Raw genomic sequence first — 15,261 nt, 5'->3', positions numbered from 1 at the left:
AAGCTTTAAAACTTAAGCTGCAATCTGAGGTTGTTTCTCAGTTTTAGCCCTAGTTTGAGTCAGCAAATGAGTATAGAGATCAGTTAACCCAGAAGCTACACTATCCCAGCTAAAAGCAATTTCTACCCGTTTTCGACCAGCTGCGCCTAATTCGTCTCGCCAAATGGGGTTAATCAAAATCCGGTCAATAGCATGGGCAAAAGCTGCTTCGTCTTTCGGTGGTGCTAGTAATCCTGTTACTTCAGGTACGACAGTAAACTCTAATCCACCAACATTACTTGCCACTACTGGAGTCTGACTAGCCATAGCCTCAATCGCTACTAAACCAAAGGGTTCGTAGTGGCTGGGTACTACGCAGACATCAGCAGCAGCATAGTAGAAGGGTAGAACAGTATCATCTAAACGACCCGGAAAGGTAGTGCAATCTTCTAGCCCTACTTCATCAACAATATTAGCAATGCGATCGCGTTCAATTCCATCACTTTGCCCTGGACAGCTACCACCCCCAATCACTAGCTGGAGATTAGCCTTACCTCTTAAACTAGACTGGGCAACGGCTCTTACCAAAGTTTCAATTCCCTTGCGGCGGTCAAAACGACCAACGTAGAGAACCATTTTGGCATCAGGTGCAATTCCTAATTTTTCTCGTGCGACACTGCGTTCAATTCCCCCGTACTTATCAATATCAGTACCACAGGGAATCATTTTTATTTGCCCTTTCTGGGAAACTAATATCCGCATATGTTTTTGCTCTTGCGGACTTGTGGCAATCACACGATCTACAGTTTCTAAACAAGCTTTTTCTATAGCTAATCGTTGAGTAGCAATGACAGGAACTTCCCCAATACTTCTGTATTTTACTGCTCCTAATGAGTGGTAAGTATGCACCTGAATCAGCGATTGCTGCTTTTTCAATTCCATACCTACCCAAGAAGACAACCAGTAATTAGTATGAATTAGGGAGTAACAAAAACCTTCACGCTGCTGAAATTGCTGGAATTGGTCAACAAATTCAGGTAAATGGTCAAATAAAGTATCTCGTCCCATGAACTTCGCTGGCCCAGCTTTTAGCCGAATAGTACGACAATTAGGGCCATGTTGAACAATAGCAGCTTGTTCAGGACTACTCCGGCGTGTGAACATATCCACTTGCCAGCCAAGCTTTGCTAATGCGTTGCCTACTTGACGCACATAAACATTTTGACCGCCAGCTTCCTCTTGACCAATTTCGATAGCTGGATCACCATCAACAGAAATCAGCGCAATGCGATGCTTTGTACTCTGTAACATAATAAGCTTTAACCTTAAGGCAAATAACCCTGCCTCAGACGCCAGACACAAAGTTAATATTATCCTTGCTTCAGGATCGAGAGCAGGTAAAACGAAGCGCAAAGTTACCAGCCAAGGATACTGACCAGAGCAAGGCATTTTTAGCAAAAAATGCTGCTCGTTCAATCTCCTCCCAATGCCTACGAAGTTAGCTGACGGGCTAGGACTGAGAGATGTCCTTCTCTAAGAAAACTGAAGTCTTGAGCTTGAAGCCTTCACTTTTCTTGGAGATAAGCCCCAAACTTGGTTCCTCCGCTCCTGCCTTACCCTGATAAATAAATTTTTTCGGGTAAGTAATGGATTAGGCAGACCTACTTATGCTTTTTTAAAGCTAACGTAGCATTGTCAGTTATGTCAAGGTAGTGAATATTGATTTTTTATCTAGATTTATTTGAAAATTACGTTTTTACCCCTGATTTATAAGGCTTTCAGGTAATCAGTTGTTAGACAATTAATCTATCTTAGGGGGGAAATGATGAGTAATATATTCCTTTTTTAACCCACATTCCACAGGTTAGATATATCTTCTGGCGATCGCTATTTTCTGGGGTTCAAGTTGTGTAATTGGCATTCAATATTTACTAAAAAAAGTGTATTCGCAATTACCAATTAACTTGACATCGACTAACCCCTCTAGGAGAACCGCACATGGAGCCAAGGTAGTTCTTAAGAACGATGTAATCATTAGTAAAACTTTGAAATTATGAAAGCAAACGAGCTACAAAGACATCAAAAAAGCCCATGAAATCCCAAGAGACTCAAAACGCAGCAAAAGAGAACAATCTTCCTTTGGCAGAGGACACACCTAATTATATAGCTCCCCAAGAACCTGGAAAATCTGAGCCTATGACTCAGGTACAAAGCGATAGTGTAATTACCAATCAGGACTTACCCGATCCACGGGTTCGCTATGGTTTTACCCTGGTTATAGTGGGGGCTGTCTTATTTGTTGTTGCCATTTACTACGGGATTATTAACCCTTAAGCTTAAGTGATTTACCTAACTCGATCCTTTGATATCCTAGTAAACTCAGCGAGTCCGTCACGAAACTCGCTGGCCTTCAAAACCGTGTTTTATAGTTTCTCATTACACGGCTTACTCCACCCAAACAAAGTTATCTCTGAGAAGTGAGCCATCCCTGAAGATTTCTGCTCATTTCGATTGAACGAATCGCACCACCGGGTTTTAAAGATTTGAATTTGACGGCGTGCGATAACTATAGCCAACATTAGAATCTTTTTGAATGTGTGCTTTAATACTATCAAGATCAATAAAGCAGTCAGCAACATCAATTAAGCTTTCACTAGTGCTTGTTTGTAGACTTACCACTTCCACCCGAACCCCCATTCTGCTGACAGCGTTTACAGCATAGGCTAGATCACCATCACCACTGACCAAAACGGCAGTATCATAATAAGGAGCTAAAGTGATCATGTCTACAGCAATTTCTACGTTCAGATTTGATTTTTTGAAATTCTCTGCTGGTTGCGTGATATCTTTAGCTACAACACGATAGCCATTACGACGCATCCATAATAGAAAACCCTGTTGCTTTTCATTACTAAGATCAACCCCAGTATAGAAGAAAGCACGCAACAGCCTTGAACCGTTAGTTAAATGACAAAGCAATTTAACGTAGTCAATTTCAATGCCGAGTTGTAAAGCTGTATGAAATAGACTTAAGCCATCAATAAAAATAGCAACTCGACCACGATTTAAGCTATTGAAAATCGAACTATCAGGTGCAGTATCTTGCATCTTGGTATCTTTACTTTTGACAGCAGTATCGTTCAAATTTTGACCTTGCCAATGTGGTTTAGCTTTAAGTACTTTAGGTTCTTTAAATTCATTTCTTTGTTTGCTAAAATTAGTTATAATCATTGATACCTCTGATTTTAAAGCTTGAAAAACTTTTGGGTAAATTGTCTATACTATAGTCTGCGTTGATTTATAACTCTATCTTAAGTCACTATATGCAGATAAATTTAACTGGCGCTCAACAGGATTCAGAGTAGACGGTCTAACGGTTTTTCACTGTTGTCAGGCTTTGTTTGACGGAACGCTACCTGCGCCCACAGATATGTTAATCTTTACCCACCGAGACAGCAAGAGTTTGGAGAAAATAAATCTTCCTGTAACGATAGGGGCAATACTTCATGATGCCTGTGACAGGCTACGCCAATGCCATCTGTCTATTTGGTTTTATTTTACCTCTGTATTTTAATAGAATTTACCCCAAGCTAACGACGCTCAAATACTAGTAAAATTAGAGCCACTAATAATTTAATATGCGATGCCTGCGGCGAGCTACGCCAATGCCGCTCAAAAGGTAAGTTTTAGTAAGGTATTTAGGTAATCTTTAATGCACGTTTTATAAAAGTTGATCTGAATAAGGGAGTCCAAAACAGTCGATAGTCAGAAGGCATTGACGAAAATACAAGATTCCCGACTTCTTTAAAGAAATCGGGAATCTAAGCCTTAGTCTTTAGCTAACTTATTATTGGATGTGTAGTAAACCTTACTACCAGTATCAGGTACAAAATGGCAGCTGATACATGAATTCCATAATGACTTCCAAATCGGTTCTTCCGATTTGTGGAAATACTCACCCATCACTGGTTTTATTGCCTCAGTTGCCTTCAGCAAATTGTAGTGAGGGATGTTAAGGAATATATGGTGAGCAACATGAGTACCGATATCGTGATGGATATGATTGATTAAACCATAATTACGGTCAATGCTAGAAATTGCGCCTTTGAGGAAAGTCCAATCTTCTCCACGATACCAGGGAAGCTCTGGCTCAGTGTGGTGCAAAAATGTCACCAAATCTAGCCAAACTATGAACACCAAGTAGGGCACAGCGTAATATTTCAGCAACCACATCCAGCCCCATTGATAGGTGAGGAAACCTAGCAAACCTACCATACCAATCAAAAGTACTGTACTAGTGATGACATCCCATTTTTCCGATGGTTTGAAAAGCGAACTACTGGGTAAAAAGTGGGAGCCTTCCTTATTAGGAGAACGCTTAAACAGATATACAGGATAAGCCAAGAGAAAAACATAATATCTGCCTATCTTTTGGGCTAAAGGCATATCCTTATATTGAGATTCTGTCACAGGATACCAGCTTTCATCGTTATCGATATTACCAGTATTTTTGTGGTGAGTTCTGTGACTAATCCGCCAACCATGATAAGGAACAAGTATTGGTGTGTGAGAAAGATGTCCAATCAAATCGTTGAGCCATTTATGCTTAGAAAAAGATTGGTGTCCGCAGTCATGCCCGACTACAAATAAAGCCCAAAACATCGTTCCTTGCATTAGCCAGAAAATCGGAAAGAAAAGCCAAGAATCCAGATAAGAAGCAACTGCATAAAGCAGACCGATAATCAAGATATCACGAAAAAAGTAAAAAAGTGATTTTGTCACATTGGGCTGAAAGCATTCAGCAGGAATTGCAGCTTTTAAATCCCCAAGTGTGAAAGGCAATTTAGTTGTATCCTCAGACGTTTCAAAGCCAAGAGGATTATTGGACGTGATGATATTTGATTGCACTGGATTCTTTTGTTAGATATAAATCGGAACTTGATTTGAGACAAAATCATCTCACCTCTAGGATGCCCATGATACTAGCGATCGCTAACATACAAGAGGATAACTTCTGGCAATTTGCCTAACAATTTTAGTCAGTAAAAAATTGCCAGATTCTATATAAACACAGCATGATAAACGCTCTCGTTGGTTCAAGAGCGTGAGTGTAATCACAGCGCTATTTATCGCTCTGCGTAATGTTGGTTGAAAGTCTTATAGCCAACATCAGTTGTGTATAGTTGACATTGGTCTGTAATCTGCTTCATTAAAGGCCAAGAAAACTGACACTCATCATGCAGATAAGGCTCCCAATTTTCTTTGATGCTGCTGTAAGCTAGCCGCAAATTATAAGAAGGAATCGCAGTGGAAATATGATGAGGGACATGAACATTGATATCGTGGCACAGGATTTCTACCCAGCGCGGATAATCGCAATGAATAGTGCCAGCTAGCTGTGCTAAAGCTTCATTCCACTTGTTCGCTGTCGCAAAAGGAACATCTGCGGCAGTGTGGTGAACAATAGTAAAAGTACTCATCCAAAAATGGTAAATCATCCAGGGCACTAGCCAAAACTTGACAAATCCCCAGATACCAGTTGTGGCGATGAGAATCGGAAAAGCGATCGCCGCAAATACAACTACTACAGCCACAGAAAGCTTGATGCTCGATTGCTCTTTAGTTTTGAAGTTCCGCCAATCAAAATGCACCACAGCCCAATGTCCAATGGAACCTACCCACCAGAGGCGTTTACGCATGAACAACTCAAAAGCAGACTGCCGGGTTTTATCCCAATCTTCAAACACTTCTGGTCTGATTGGATGCCAAGCGTTATCCTCATCCAGCTTGTTGGTATGAGTATGGTGATAATTATGCTTAATGCGCCAACTGTGAAAGGGGTAAATCAACGGCATCATGAAGAAATGCCCTACCAAATCATTTACCCAACGACGTTTGGCAAAAGACCTGTGACCACAATCATGGCCAATTACAAAAAAACCTGTTAAAGCGGTGCCCGTAAAAATCCAAGCTAGAGGCAAGAGAAACCAAGGAGTGATAATCAGGCTGTAATAGCCCAAGCTAACCGCTAAGACACTGAGCAGTACTTGTGTCCAAGCTTTGCGACGGTTCTGTTGAAAACATTCCCGTGGCAGGGTTTTGACAATATCTTTGAGCCGAAAGTCGGAATTACCAGGCTCGTCACTTAGTTTTTGGCTATTAATTATTGATGTAGTCATGGACACCTAAAAAACAACAAACTCCTCCACCAAGTCACTAAAAAAGTGGCTTACCGCAAAATTTCTTAATATTAGCGCTTCGGATTATAGCAATCTAACCGACACAAGCGCACCAGTAAATAGCTTTTTGAAAAGTGAGGAGTTATTTTTGAAAAGTGAGGAGTTAGAAGTGATGAGTTATGAGTTAAAAACGTTATGCATCATAACTCCAAACTTCAACTTCAACTCCTAACTCCTAACTCCTAACTCCTAACTAACTTTTGTTGGGGCTAACTTTACATTAGTAGCCAGACCAACTGCTTGCAGCAATTGGACAGTCATCCAAGTTAAATCGATTTCCCACCATTCCAGCCCATGACGAGCTGAGTATTGAAAAGCATGATGGTTATTATGCCAGCCTTCACCGAAAACTAATACGGCTACCCACCAGCAATTAGTCGATTGATCCCCAGAATCATAGCTCCGATAGCCAAATTTATGAGTAGCGCTGTTCACCAACCACGTGCAGTGGTAAACCCAAACAATGCGAACAAAAATTCCCCAAATAACAAAGGGCCAGCCACCCAGAAGTAAAAGCAATACGCCTAGAGCAACCTGGATCAAAATGAAATATTTTTCTAAAAACTGATAAACTGGGTCTTCTGCAATGTCTTTGGTGAAACGAGGAACATCAGCGTGAGCGGGACAATAATGAATCAGCCAATCCATGTGGCTCCACCAGAAGCCTTTATTAGAGTCATGGGGATCAGCGTCAGTATCAGAGTTTAGATGATGAATGCGATGTGTCCCAATCCACTCAATTGGGCCGCCTTGACACGAGAGTGTCCCAAAGAAAACCAGGAGATACTCTAGCCACTTGGGAGTTTGAAAACTGCGGTGGGTGACAAGGCGGTGAAATCCTAGAGTAACGCCTAAACCACCAGTTACCCAATACAGCAAGAAACCCACACCAACTGCGGTCCAGCTAAAGTTACCAGGAACAAAGGCAAATAAAGCGCCGATATGCAGTCCAATGAAGAACAGGGTATTAACCCAGTTAATTTGAGGTTTGGTTGAAGTAGCAATTGTCATGCAGTAACCTGAATTTGAATTTTCCAGCCTAGTCTGCGCGATTTTAAAATCCGCATATCTATAATTTAATTTTTTTTGAACGAGGAACTGATGAACAGCTTAGAGCAGCTGCGGCAAGCAGAACAGGCACTATTAGAAATTTTTTCTGGAATTGACACTCATATCAAGCATAATCTAAAACGAGTGCTGGATGCCTTTCGTAATCACCGTGTAGGCGCACACCACTTTGCTGGGGTAAGTGGCTATGGTCACGATGATTTAGGACGAGAAACTTTAGATAAAGTTTTTGCCGAAGTTATGGGCGCTGAAGCTGCGGCCGTGCGGGTGCAGTTCGTTTCGGGAACTCATGCGATCGCTTGTGCTTTGTTTGGTGTTCTCCGTCCTGGAGATGAAATGTTAGCAGTGGTCGGTTCTCCCTACGATACGCTTGAAGAAGTCATTGGTTTACGTGGTCAAGGTCAAGGCTCTCTTATCGAGTTTGGCATAAATTACCGACAATTGGAGCTAACCACAGAAGGAACTATAGATTGGCAAGCTTTAAGTACTAATGTGACTGAAAACACTCGTTTAGTGTTAATTCAGCGTTCTTGTGGCTATTCTTGGCGGCCTAGTTTATCAATTGCCGATATTGAAAAAATTGTCAACTTAGTCAAACAGCAAAACCCGAACACCGTTTGCTTTGTGGATAACTGCTACGGCGAATTTATTGAAACCAAGGAACCTACAGCCGTAGGTGCTGATTTAATGGCGGGATCGCTGATTAAAAATCCTGGTGGAACTATTGTCAGCGCTGGTGGTTATGTCGCCGGTCGCGCTGACTTAGTGGAAGCATCTGCTTGTCGTCTTACTGCTCCCGGTATCGGGAGTTACGGCGGCGCTACTTTTGATCAAAATCGCCTGCTGTTCCAAGGCTTATTTCTGGCTCCGCAAATGGTAGGAGAGGCGATGAAAGGGACTTATCTTACTGGTTATGTATTTGACAAACTCGGTTATCCAGTGAATCCCGCACCTCTGGCTCCCCGTGGAGATGTAATTCAGGCAGTCAAACTCGGTTCTGCCGAAAAGCTAATTGCTTTCTGTAAAGCTATACAACAGCATTCTCCTATTGGTTCCTACTTAGATCCTGTTCCAGATGAAATGCCGGGGTATGAGAGCAAAGTAGTTATGGCTGGGGGAACATTTATTGAAGGGAGTACCTTGGAATTATCAGCAGATGGGCCTTTGCGTGAACCCTATGTGGTTTATTGCCAGGGGGGGACTCATTGGACTCATGTAGCGATCGCACTAGAAGCTGCGATCAATGCAATAGGAAATGCTGACACAAAATTATAGCATATATTCCGCAGCACATCAGGTTTATTGAGAAATTAGTGAAAAGCTATGCCTACGGCTGGCTACGCTTACGCATTTGTTACTTTGGCGAACCCATTTGTTGATTTGGCAAACGCATTTGTTACTTCGGCGTACTCATTTGTTATTTCGGCGTATCCATTTGTTATTTCGGCGAACGCATTTGTTACTTCGGCGAACGCATTTGTTACTTCGGCGAACGCATTTGTTACTTCGGCGAACTCATTTGTTACTTCGGCGAACTCATTTGTTACTTCGGCGAACCCATTTGTTGATTTGGCAAACGCATTTGTTACTTCGGCGTACTCATTTGTTATTTCGGCGTATCCATTTGTTATTTCGGCGAACGCATTTGTTACTTCGGCGAACTCATTTGTTACTTCGGCGAACTCATTTGTTACTTTGGCGAACGCATTTGTTACTTCGGCGAACGCATTTGTTACTTCGGCGAACGCATTTGTTATTTCGGCGAACGCACTTGTTATTTCGGCGTACCCATTTGCTATACTACCGATCTACTGATCCCATGATGATATCGATACTACCCAATACTACAACTAGATCGGCAACCTTCACGCCACGTAAGATTTCGGGTAATACTTGCAAGTTATTGAAATCGGCGGGACGAATTTTCCATCGCCAGGGGAAGACGTGATCATCACCAATTAAATAAATTCCTAATTCACCTTTACCACTTTCTACACGAGCGTAAATTTCCCCCTTGGGAATCTTAAAGGTGGGGGCAACTTTTTTGGCGATGTACTGGTAATCAAAGCCATCCCACTCAGATTTTTTCCCTGCTGCCATGCGCTTGGCTTCCAGGTTCTCAAAAGCACCGCCGGGAAGTCCTTTGAGGGCTTGGCGAATAATCTTCACCGATTCGCGCATTTCCCGAATTCTGACCAGGTAACGAGCATAACAATCACCAGCAGTATCCCATTGCACTTCCCAGTCGAAATCATCGTAACATTCATAATGGTCTACTTTCCGCAAATCCCATTTCACACCAGAAGCGCGTAACATGGGACCAGAAAGCCCCCAGTTGATGGCTTCTTCACGAGCGATCGCGCCAATGCCTTGAACGCGACGGCGGAAGATGGGATTATTGGTAATTAAGCGCTCATACTCGTCTACTTTAGGAAAAAAGTAATCGCAGAAATCTTCGCACTTGTCTACCCAGCCATAAGGTAAATCTGCTGCCACGCCGCCAATGCGAAAATAGTTATTGTTCACCATTCGATAACCTGTAGCGGCTTCCCACAAGTCATAAATTAACTCTCGTTCTCGGAAGATGTAAAAAAAGGGAGTTCCAGCACCCGTATCAAGCAAGAATGGCCCCAACCATAGCAAGTGATTAGCAATCCGGTTCAATTCCAGCATGATGACACGGATATAGCTAGCACGTTTCGGGACAGTAATATCAGCTAATTTTTCTGGGGCATTAACTGTAACCGCTTCGTTAAACATCCCAGCTGCATAGTCCCACCGACTAACATAAGGTACATACATGACGTTGCTGCGGTTCTCAGCAATTTTTTCCATACCTCTATGCAGATAGCCAAGAACTGGCTCACAATCGACGACATCTTCACCATCCAGGGTGACAATCAATCTGAAACACCCATGCATAGAGGGATGGTGAGGGCCCATGTTGAGTAGCATGGGTTCAGTTCTAGTTTCAATCCTTCTGCCGACGGTCATAATTAAATATTTCCCCTTTATCAAAGATTGAAAATGAGTGGCGATGCTTCGCTTTGATTAGGAATGATTTGAAGAAGAATTCAGGAGTTAGAATTCTGACTTTTGATTTCCGCCTTGCGGTACTAGCCTCCATTATTGAAATCTTATAAACTATAGTCTTGTAAATTCGTCCGATTTTTGGACATTTTTCCTATTTTTTATATTTTTGTTCCAGCATTTTAGGCGTAACTCCCATGAGACGCTTGAAGTGGCGATTGAGATGGCTTTGATCGACAAAACCAACTTGAATAGCAATCTCTGCAATGGAAAATTCTCTTTGAAGCAACAACTGTTTAGCTTTTTCAATCCGGCAGCGAATAATATATTGATGTGGAGTCGCACCCGTAGATTGTTTAAACAGTTGAGAAAAGTAATGAGAACTCATTTGGACAACGGCTGCAAGTTCCTTTAAACTTAAGTCTTGGGCTAGATAAGTATTTATATAGTCAATCACTTGCTGCAACTTGTGTTTCGGTAAACCGCCTGAATATTCCCGTAATACAAGTTGCTGTGTACAGTAGTGCTGCAATAGATGAGCAATTAGGGCATTTGTCATTGCTTCTGCATATAGCCGACTATCTGCACCATAATTTTCGAGGGCAGATTTGAGGGCTAGCCCAATTTGGTAAACCAGTGGATCGGGTGTGGCAAAGTGTGGTAAAAGTTCAATGCGATCGGGATCAACTGATTCGTAAATTGCATGGGCGAAAACAGTTGGTTCAAATCCCAGAAGAATCACACCACCTGCTGTATCCCAACAAGCACGATGTCCCGTGTAAGCAGGAGCGACAACAATATTACCCTGAATTACTTGCTCACTTTGAAAGCGGCCATCAAGCCTCCGTTCTGCCTGAATTGGTGTTGGCACTTCGGTAAAAATAGCAACGCCATGCTGTTTAGACAAAACCTCAGGAGTCTCGCCAGCCGCCTGCCAGTCGTAAGCAAGATAGACATTATTCCAGTTTGCACTCAAACTTGTAAGAAGTGGCGATCGCGAAAAAATTCGTTTATACCCATCTTCCTTTTCTTTAGAGAAGTCAACAGATAAGGATTTTGTTTCTAGCATCGCTCTTACTACTTTCACGTTCCTAATCTATCAAACTACCAAATGAATGCTACCTAGCTGATGCATCTTCATCAAAATTCCCCCAACCTTCTTTTGCAAGGAGAATTGGGGGAATCAAATGTTATTAAGACAGATGTCAAAAGAGGCAAGAGGGCAGGGGGAAAACTGGGGCGGAGCTTGTACTTTGCCCCAGTTCAAGCGTCCTGTAAGGACGGGGCTTCTCTTCGAAACGCTCTGCGAACGTACCCGTGTTTCGCTCTGCTCAACGCTCTTGGGAAGGGCTTGCTCCCCCTGCTCCCTGCTCCCCTGCCTCTTCGGTGAATGCAACTTTATGCCAATGATTAGTCACCAGTACCTGTTATACGGTCAATCAAAGAGGGTGCGCTTGAACCATCGCCTTGTGCCTGTGGCATTTTCGAGGTACCATGCAGTCTTGGATCGGGTACAGGAGGTTGCGGTTCTGGGCCTAGTGGTTGGGGATTTTCTACATACTCAAATTCGCCTTTGCCATCCATTGAAGGGCCTTTTGCCCAACGACCTTCAGAGCTTTCTGTACCTTCTGAGTGATTCCAGAACTGATAAGAAAATTCGCGTTTTTCCAATTCCAATGGGAAGGAACTGGGAACCGGCGTGGTTTCCAATCCAGAGCTTTCTAAATCTTCAATGGTTGCTAGCCACAAGTTTTGATGCATGGTGTCACGAGCGATCATAAAGCTCAAGGTATCTTTTACCCCTGGATCGTCGGTCATCTCATACAGTCGCACTGCTTGCAAACGTCCTTGACTTTCGGCGTGGAGATTAGACCGGAAATCTGCCAACAGGTTACCACTGGAGACAATATAACGACCGTTCCAAGGATAGCCGACGCTATCAGATGGGGTTGCACCCAAACCAGACACAATGGCGTGTTGGGGGTTCATTGCCGCCGCCATAATTACATCTCGTGGGCTACTACCGCCCATCACAGCACCTACTACCGCATCTTTTGCACTTTCTTCTTGCATTTTGAGCGGCGCTTTATCTAGAAGATGGGCAATCATCGTCGCCAGCATCTCAATATGACCGATTTCTTCAGTACCAACATCTAGCAGCATATCCCGGTACTTGGCAGGGCCTCGACAGTTCCAACCTTGAAACAGATACTGCATCATCACCGTCATTTCACCAAATGTGCCGCCAATGAGTTCTTGAATTTTCATTGCGTAAACTGCATCTGGTTTTTCTGGTGGCTTAAAATACTGAAGTTTCTTATTGTGATAAAACATTTGAATTCCTCGTTAATAGATGTCGTTTACACAAAATCAAACAGTTGCCAAACTTTTATGCGATTTTGCGTAGCCTCTTATTACTAGGAAACTAATCAAATGCTTTATCTTCATCAGCCTCTAGTCTGATAAAAAAAATACTTTTAAATAAGTATTCCGACTAGGGCTTTTTTATTTATAGTTCTGTCTAGGAAAGGATTTCATAAACCCCTGGCTTATTTCGAGAAAGGTATAACCAAAAGACAGTAGGGTAGCACAGCTGTGCTACCCTACGAAATACCTACATTGAAAAAAAGGCAAGGGAGCAAGGAGCAGGGGGGATAGAAAAGAATTGGGATTCAACCCCACCTGTTGCCTTAGCTTCCCGCTCTTTACGAAAACCACTTAATGTGGGGGACTCAGACCCATGTTCCCCCCTTGATTGCACGACACGAAGAAGGGGTCATTTCCCCCTGCCCCCTGCCTCTTCTGTTATCTGTAGCTTAATTTTCATCCCGTCCGTGGACTTGAGCCGGTGGACTGGTTGCTTCAACAGCTGTGAATGGTTCCAGAATTTTGTATGTGTGGCTGGCTCCTTTAGGTACAACCCAAGAATTTCCAGGCTCTAGCAAAATCATTTGCCCTTCAATGTGCAATTCGGCACGACCATTAATTACATAACCAACTGTTTCATAGTCGCGCGAAGCTGGTTCTTTTTCTTCGTTTGGTTGTTCGTCTTCCCAAAGACGCATGGAAATAGATTTACCAGAAGCAAGATACTTCTGACCAAGTTTACCTTTAGGGGAATGGGTAGAATCTATTTTTTTAACGCTGGTATCGCTCATAATTACCTTACGGTTTGAGTACAACTTTGATGCAGTTATCTTTCTTGTGCTTAAAAATTTCGTAGCCGTGGGGCGCTTGTTCTAGAGGTAAAGTATGGGTGATGATAAAGGTTGGATCGATTTCACCGTTTTGAATCCGCTCTAACAAGGGTCGTAAATACCTATGGACATTCGTTTGTCCCATTTTGAAGGTTAATCCCTTGTTCATGGCAGCACCCATCGGGATTTTGTCAAGGAAGCCACCGTACACACCCGCAATTGATACGTGACCACCTTTAGCAGCAGACACTATTACTTGCCGTAATGCCGTCGGACGATCTGTTTCGAGGCGTACTGCTTGCTTTACTTGGTCGTAAAACGCCATAAAATCTGTGCCGTGTGCCTCCATTCCTACTGCATCTATGCAAGCATCGGGGCCACGACCGCCAGTCATTTCTTTGAGTGCTTCGCCTACATTTACTTCTTCGTAGTTGAGAACTTCTGCTTTGCCGTATTCTTTAGCCATTTGCAGCCGTTCAGGAATGCGGTCAAAGGCGATAACACGTTCTGCACCGAGCATATATGCGCTTTTTATGGCGAATTGCCCAACTGGACCACAACCCCAAACGGCGACAATATCACCGGGTTTGATGTTGCAGTTCTCGGCTGCCATGTAGCCAGTAGGGAAAATATCTGTTAGAAATAGCACTTGCTCATCCGTTAAACCATCGGGTATTTTGAGCAAGCCGACATCGGCAAATGGTACTCGTGCATACTCTGCTTGACCACCAGCGTAACCGCCGAATAAATGAGAGTAGCCAAATAGACCTGCTGGCGAATGTCCCATTTGCTTTTCTACTAACCAAGCATTGGGGTTAGAGTTATCGCACAATGACCATAAATCCCGATTGCAGAAAAAGCAACTACCGCAAGATATAGTGAAGGGAACAACGACGCGATCGCCTACCTTCACATTTTTAACCGCACTTCCAAGTTCTACAACTTCCCCCATGAATTCATGACCAAGGATATCGCCCTTTTGCATGGTGGGAATGTAGCCATCATAAATATGCAAATCTGAACCGCAAATTGCCGTAGAAGTAATTTTAACAATGGCATCGCGTGGGTTAATAATTTTGGGGTCGGGAACTGTATCTACCCGAACGTCGTTTGCTCCATGCCAGCAAACTGCTTTCATAATTATTTAGTCCTTAGTTATGTTATCATTTCTGGCTCGTTAATATCAAGATAAACACTCGATTTAGCCTGACTTTGAGACGCGATAGTTATCGCGTCTCAGTAAATTTACAAAGGTTGTTTTACAGTGTATGAGTCAAAAAGTTAGACTCAAAAGTTGCTACGAGTCTAGACTCTATCTCTCAGTTGCTTGCTAGGAGGATTTTGGTAATAACCTTCTTTAGTTTCAGTTAATGGCTGAACTGTGTCTTCGACTTTATTTTTTGTAGACTTCAGAAACTCTTTTGTAGCTCGAGGAGTTTCTTCATCCAAGTTTAACTTCTCGCGGATAGTATCAGCAGCGCTTTTTAATCTATTACCAGTATTTTCTACCTGGGGATTATTTAGCTCGTCTGGGATTCCTTTATAATAAGTACCCTCTGGAGTTTTAACATCAGCTTGTGCTACATTAACGTAGGTAAAAGCTTGACCCAGTAAAAACATAAATCCTACTAGGAAAACTACAAGGATTTGAGAAATGCGAATATTCCGCAGCCAAGAACTTACTCGATTCATAAAAAACCTCAATTCTATTATGTAAGGTGTACAAATCCAAACACTGAATGACTATT

14 protein-coding genes and 1 riboswitch are annotated in these 15,261 nt (G+C 42.7%); of the genes, 3 read left to right on the top strand and 11 right to left on the bottom strand.

Features of this window, described 5'->3' with window-relative positions:
• Positions 1–12 precede the first annotated feature (12 nt).
• Positions 13–1,290 (bottom strand): glycosyltransferase, encoded by a 1,278-nt coding sequence (locus tag H6G96_RS06215; protein ID WP_190910625.1) that lies wholly within the window; start codon positions 1,288–1,290, stop codon positions 13–15.
• Positions 1,291–1,451: 161 nt separating this feature from the next.
• Positions 1,452–1,647: riboswitch (cyclic di-AMP (ydaO/yuaA leader) on the bottom strand.
• Positions 1,648–2,070: 423 nt separating this feature from the next.
• Here H6G96_RS06215 and H6G96_RS06210 point away from each other — a divergent pair.
• Positions 2,071–2,313 carry a hypothetical protein gene (locus H6G96_RS06210; RefSeq protein ID WP_190910624.1) on the top strand — a complete coding sequence of 81 codons (243 nt, stop codon included), beginning with the start codon at positions 2,071–2,073 and terminating at the stop codon, positions 2,311–2,313.
• 201 nt (positions 2,314–2,514) lie between these two features.
• Here H6G96_RS06210 and H6G96_RS06205 read toward each other — a convergent pair whose 3' ends face one another.
• From H6G96_RS06205 to H6G96_RS06190, 4 genes are all read right to left on the bottom strand, one after another.
• The gene (locus H6G96_RS06205) at positions 2,515–3,210 is read right to left on the bottom strand and encodes an NYN domain-containing protein (protein ID WP_190910623.1); all 696 of its coding nucleotides are present in this window, start codon (positions 3,208–3,210) and stop codon (positions 2,515–2,517) included.
• A gap of 597 nt (positions 3,211–3,807) precedes the next feature.
• Positions 3,808–4,887, bottom strand: a complete 1,080-nt coding sequence (locus H6G96_RS06200; protein WP_190910622.1) for a fatty acid desaturase — start codon at positions 4,885–4,887, stop codon at positions 3,808–3,810.
• Positions 4,888–5,105: 218 nt separating this feature from the next.
• Positions 5,106–6,158 (bottom strand): fatty acid desaturase, encoded by a 1,053-nt coding sequence (locus H6G96_RS06195; RefSeq protein ID WP_190910621.1) that lies wholly within the window; start codon positions 6,156–6,158, stop codon positions 5,106–5,108.
• 249 nt (positions 6,159–6,407) lie between these two features.
• Positions 6,408–7,229 (bottom strand): acyl-CoA desaturase, encoded by an 822-nt coding sequence (locus tag H6G96_RS06190; protein ID WP_190910620.1) that lies wholly within the window; start codon positions 7,227–7,229, stop codon positions 6,408–6,410.
• 90 nt (positions 7,230–7,319) lie between these two features.
• Here H6G96_RS06190 and H6G96_RS06185 point away from each other — a divergent pair, with 90 nt between their 5' ends.
• The gene (locus H6G96_RS06185) at positions 7,320–8,561 is read left to right on the top strand and encodes a methionine gamma-lyase family protein (RefSeq protein ID WP_190910619.1); all 1,242 of its coding nucleotides are present in this window, start codon (positions 7,320–7,322) and stop codon (positions 8,559–8,561) included.
• Between the two features lie 48 nt (positions 8,562–8,609).
• Complete coding sequence (locus tag H6G96_RS06180) at positions 8,610–9,101, top strand: hypothetical protein (protein WP_190910618.1); 492 nt, start codon at positions 8,610–8,612, stop codon at positions 9,099–9,101.
• Here the strand turns inward: H6G96_RS06180 and H6G96_RS06175 are convergent.
• The 6 genes from H6G96_RS06175 to H6G96_RS06150 form a co-directional block, all read right to left on the bottom strand.
• Positions 9,087–10,280, bottom strand: a complete 1,194-nt coding sequence (locus H6G96_RS06175; RefSeq protein WP_190910617.1) for an NAD(P)H-quinone oxidoreductase subunit H — start codon at positions 10,278–10,280, stop codon at positions 9,087–9,089. The two genes, H6G96_RS06180 and H6G96_RS06175, sit on opposite strands and share 15 nt — an antisense overlap.
• Before the next feature lie 190 nt (positions 10,281–10,470).
• On the bottom strand, positions 10,471–11,385 hold the full coding sequence (locus tag H6G96_RS06170) for an AraC family transcriptional regulator (RefSeq protein WP_190910616.1): 915 nt from the start codon (positions 11,383–11,385) through the stop codon (positions 10,471–10,473).
• 341 nt (positions 11,386–11,726) lie between these two features.
• The gene (locus H6G96_RS06165) at positions 11,727–12,650 is read right to left on the bottom strand and encodes a manganese catalase family protein (protein ID WP_190910615.1); all 924 of its coding nucleotides are present in this window, start codon (positions 12,648–12,650) and stop codon (positions 11,727–11,729) included.
• 482 nt (positions 12,651–13,132) lie between these two features.
• Positions 13,133–13,474 (bottom strand): cupin domain-containing protein, encoded by a 342-nt coding sequence (locus H6G96_RS06160; RefSeq protein WP_190910614.1) that lies wholly within the window; start codon positions 13,472–13,474, stop codon positions 13,133–13,135.
• Positions 13,475–13,481: 7 nt separating this feature from the next.
• Positions 13,482–14,651 (bottom strand): zinc-dependent alcohol dehydrogenase, encoded by a 1,170-nt coding sequence (locus H6G96_RS06155; RefSeq protein ID WP_190910613.1) that lies wholly within the window; start codon positions 14,649–14,651, stop codon positions 13,482–13,484.
• 167 nt (positions 14,652–14,818) lie between these two features.
• The gene (locus H6G96_RS06150; protein ID WP_190910612.1) at positions 14,819–15,205 is read right to left on the bottom strand and encodes a hypothetical protein; all 387 of its coding nucleotides are present in this window, start codon (positions 15,203–15,205) and stop codon (positions 14,819–14,821) included.
• Between the last annotated feature and the right edge of the window lie 56 nt (positions 15,206–15,261).

It is taken from the genome of Nostoc sp. FACHB-892 (assembly GCF_014698795.1).
Lineage (GTDB): Bacteria > Cyanobacteriota > Cyanobacteriia > Cyanobacteriales > Nostocaceae > Nostoc.
The sequence above is the reverse complement of the archived record's forward strand: the minus strand, read 5'-3'. Positions and strand labels throughout refer to the sequence as shown.

What these genes read in the sequence shown, in the direction of transcription:
- H6G96_RS06165 (WP_190910615.1), bottom strand. Translation starts at nt 12,650, where the DNA reads ATGTTTTATCACAATAAGAAACTTCAGTATTTTAAGCCACCAGAAAAA.
- H6G96_RS06150 (WP_190910612.1), bottom strand. Translation starts at nt 15,205, where the DNA reads ATGAATCGAGTAAGTTCTTGGCTGCGGAATATTCGCATTTCTCAAATC.
- H6G96_RS06195 (WP_190910621.1), bottom strand. Translation starts at nt 6,158, where the DNA reads ATGACTACATCAATAATTAATAGCCAAAAACTAAGTGACGAGCCTGGT.
- H6G96_RS06175 (WP_190910617.1), bottom strand. Translation starts at nt 10,280, where the DNA reads ATGACCGTCGGCAGAAGGATTGAAACTAGAACTGAACCCATGCTACTC.
- H6G96_RS06205 (WP_190910623.1), bottom strand. Translation starts at nt 3,210, where the DNA reads ATGATTATAACTAATTTTAGCAAACAAAGAAATGAATTTAAAGAACCT.
- H6G96_RS06170 (WP_190910616.1), bottom strand. Translation starts at nt 11,385, where the DNA reads ATGCTAGAAACAAAATCCTTATCTGTTGACTTCTCTAAAGAAAAGGAA.
- H6G96_RS06190 (WP_190910620.1), bottom strand. Translation starts at nt 7,229, where the DNA reads ATGACAATTGCTACTTCAACCAAACCTCAAATTAACTGGGTTAATACC.
- H6G96_RS06160 (WP_190910614.1), bottom strand. Translation starts at nt 13,474, where the DNA reads ATGAGCGATACCAGCGTTAAAAAAATAGATTCTACCCATTCCCCTAAA.
- H6G96_RS06215 (WP_190910625.1), bottom strand. Translation starts at nt 1,290, where the DNA reads ATGTTACAGAGTACAAAGCATCGCATTGCGCTGATTTCTGTTGATGGT.
- H6G96_RS06210 (WP_190910624.1), top strand. Translation starts at nt 2,071, where the DNA reads ATGAAATCCCAAGAGACTCAAAACGCAGCAAAAGAGAACAATCTTCCT.
- H6G96_RS06155 (WP_190910613.1), bottom strand. Translation starts at nt 14,651, where the DNA reads ATGAAAGCAGTTTGCTGGCATGGAGCAAACGACGTTCGGGTAGATACA.
- H6G96_RS06180 (WP_190910618.1), top strand. Translation starts at nt 8,610, where the DNA reads ATGCCTACGGCTGGCTACGCTTACGCATTTGTTACTTTGGCGAACCCA.
- H6G96_RS06185 (WP_190910619.1), top strand. Translation starts at nt 7,320, where the DNA reads ATGAACAGCTTAGAGCAGCTGCGGCAAGCAGAACAGGCACTATTAGAA.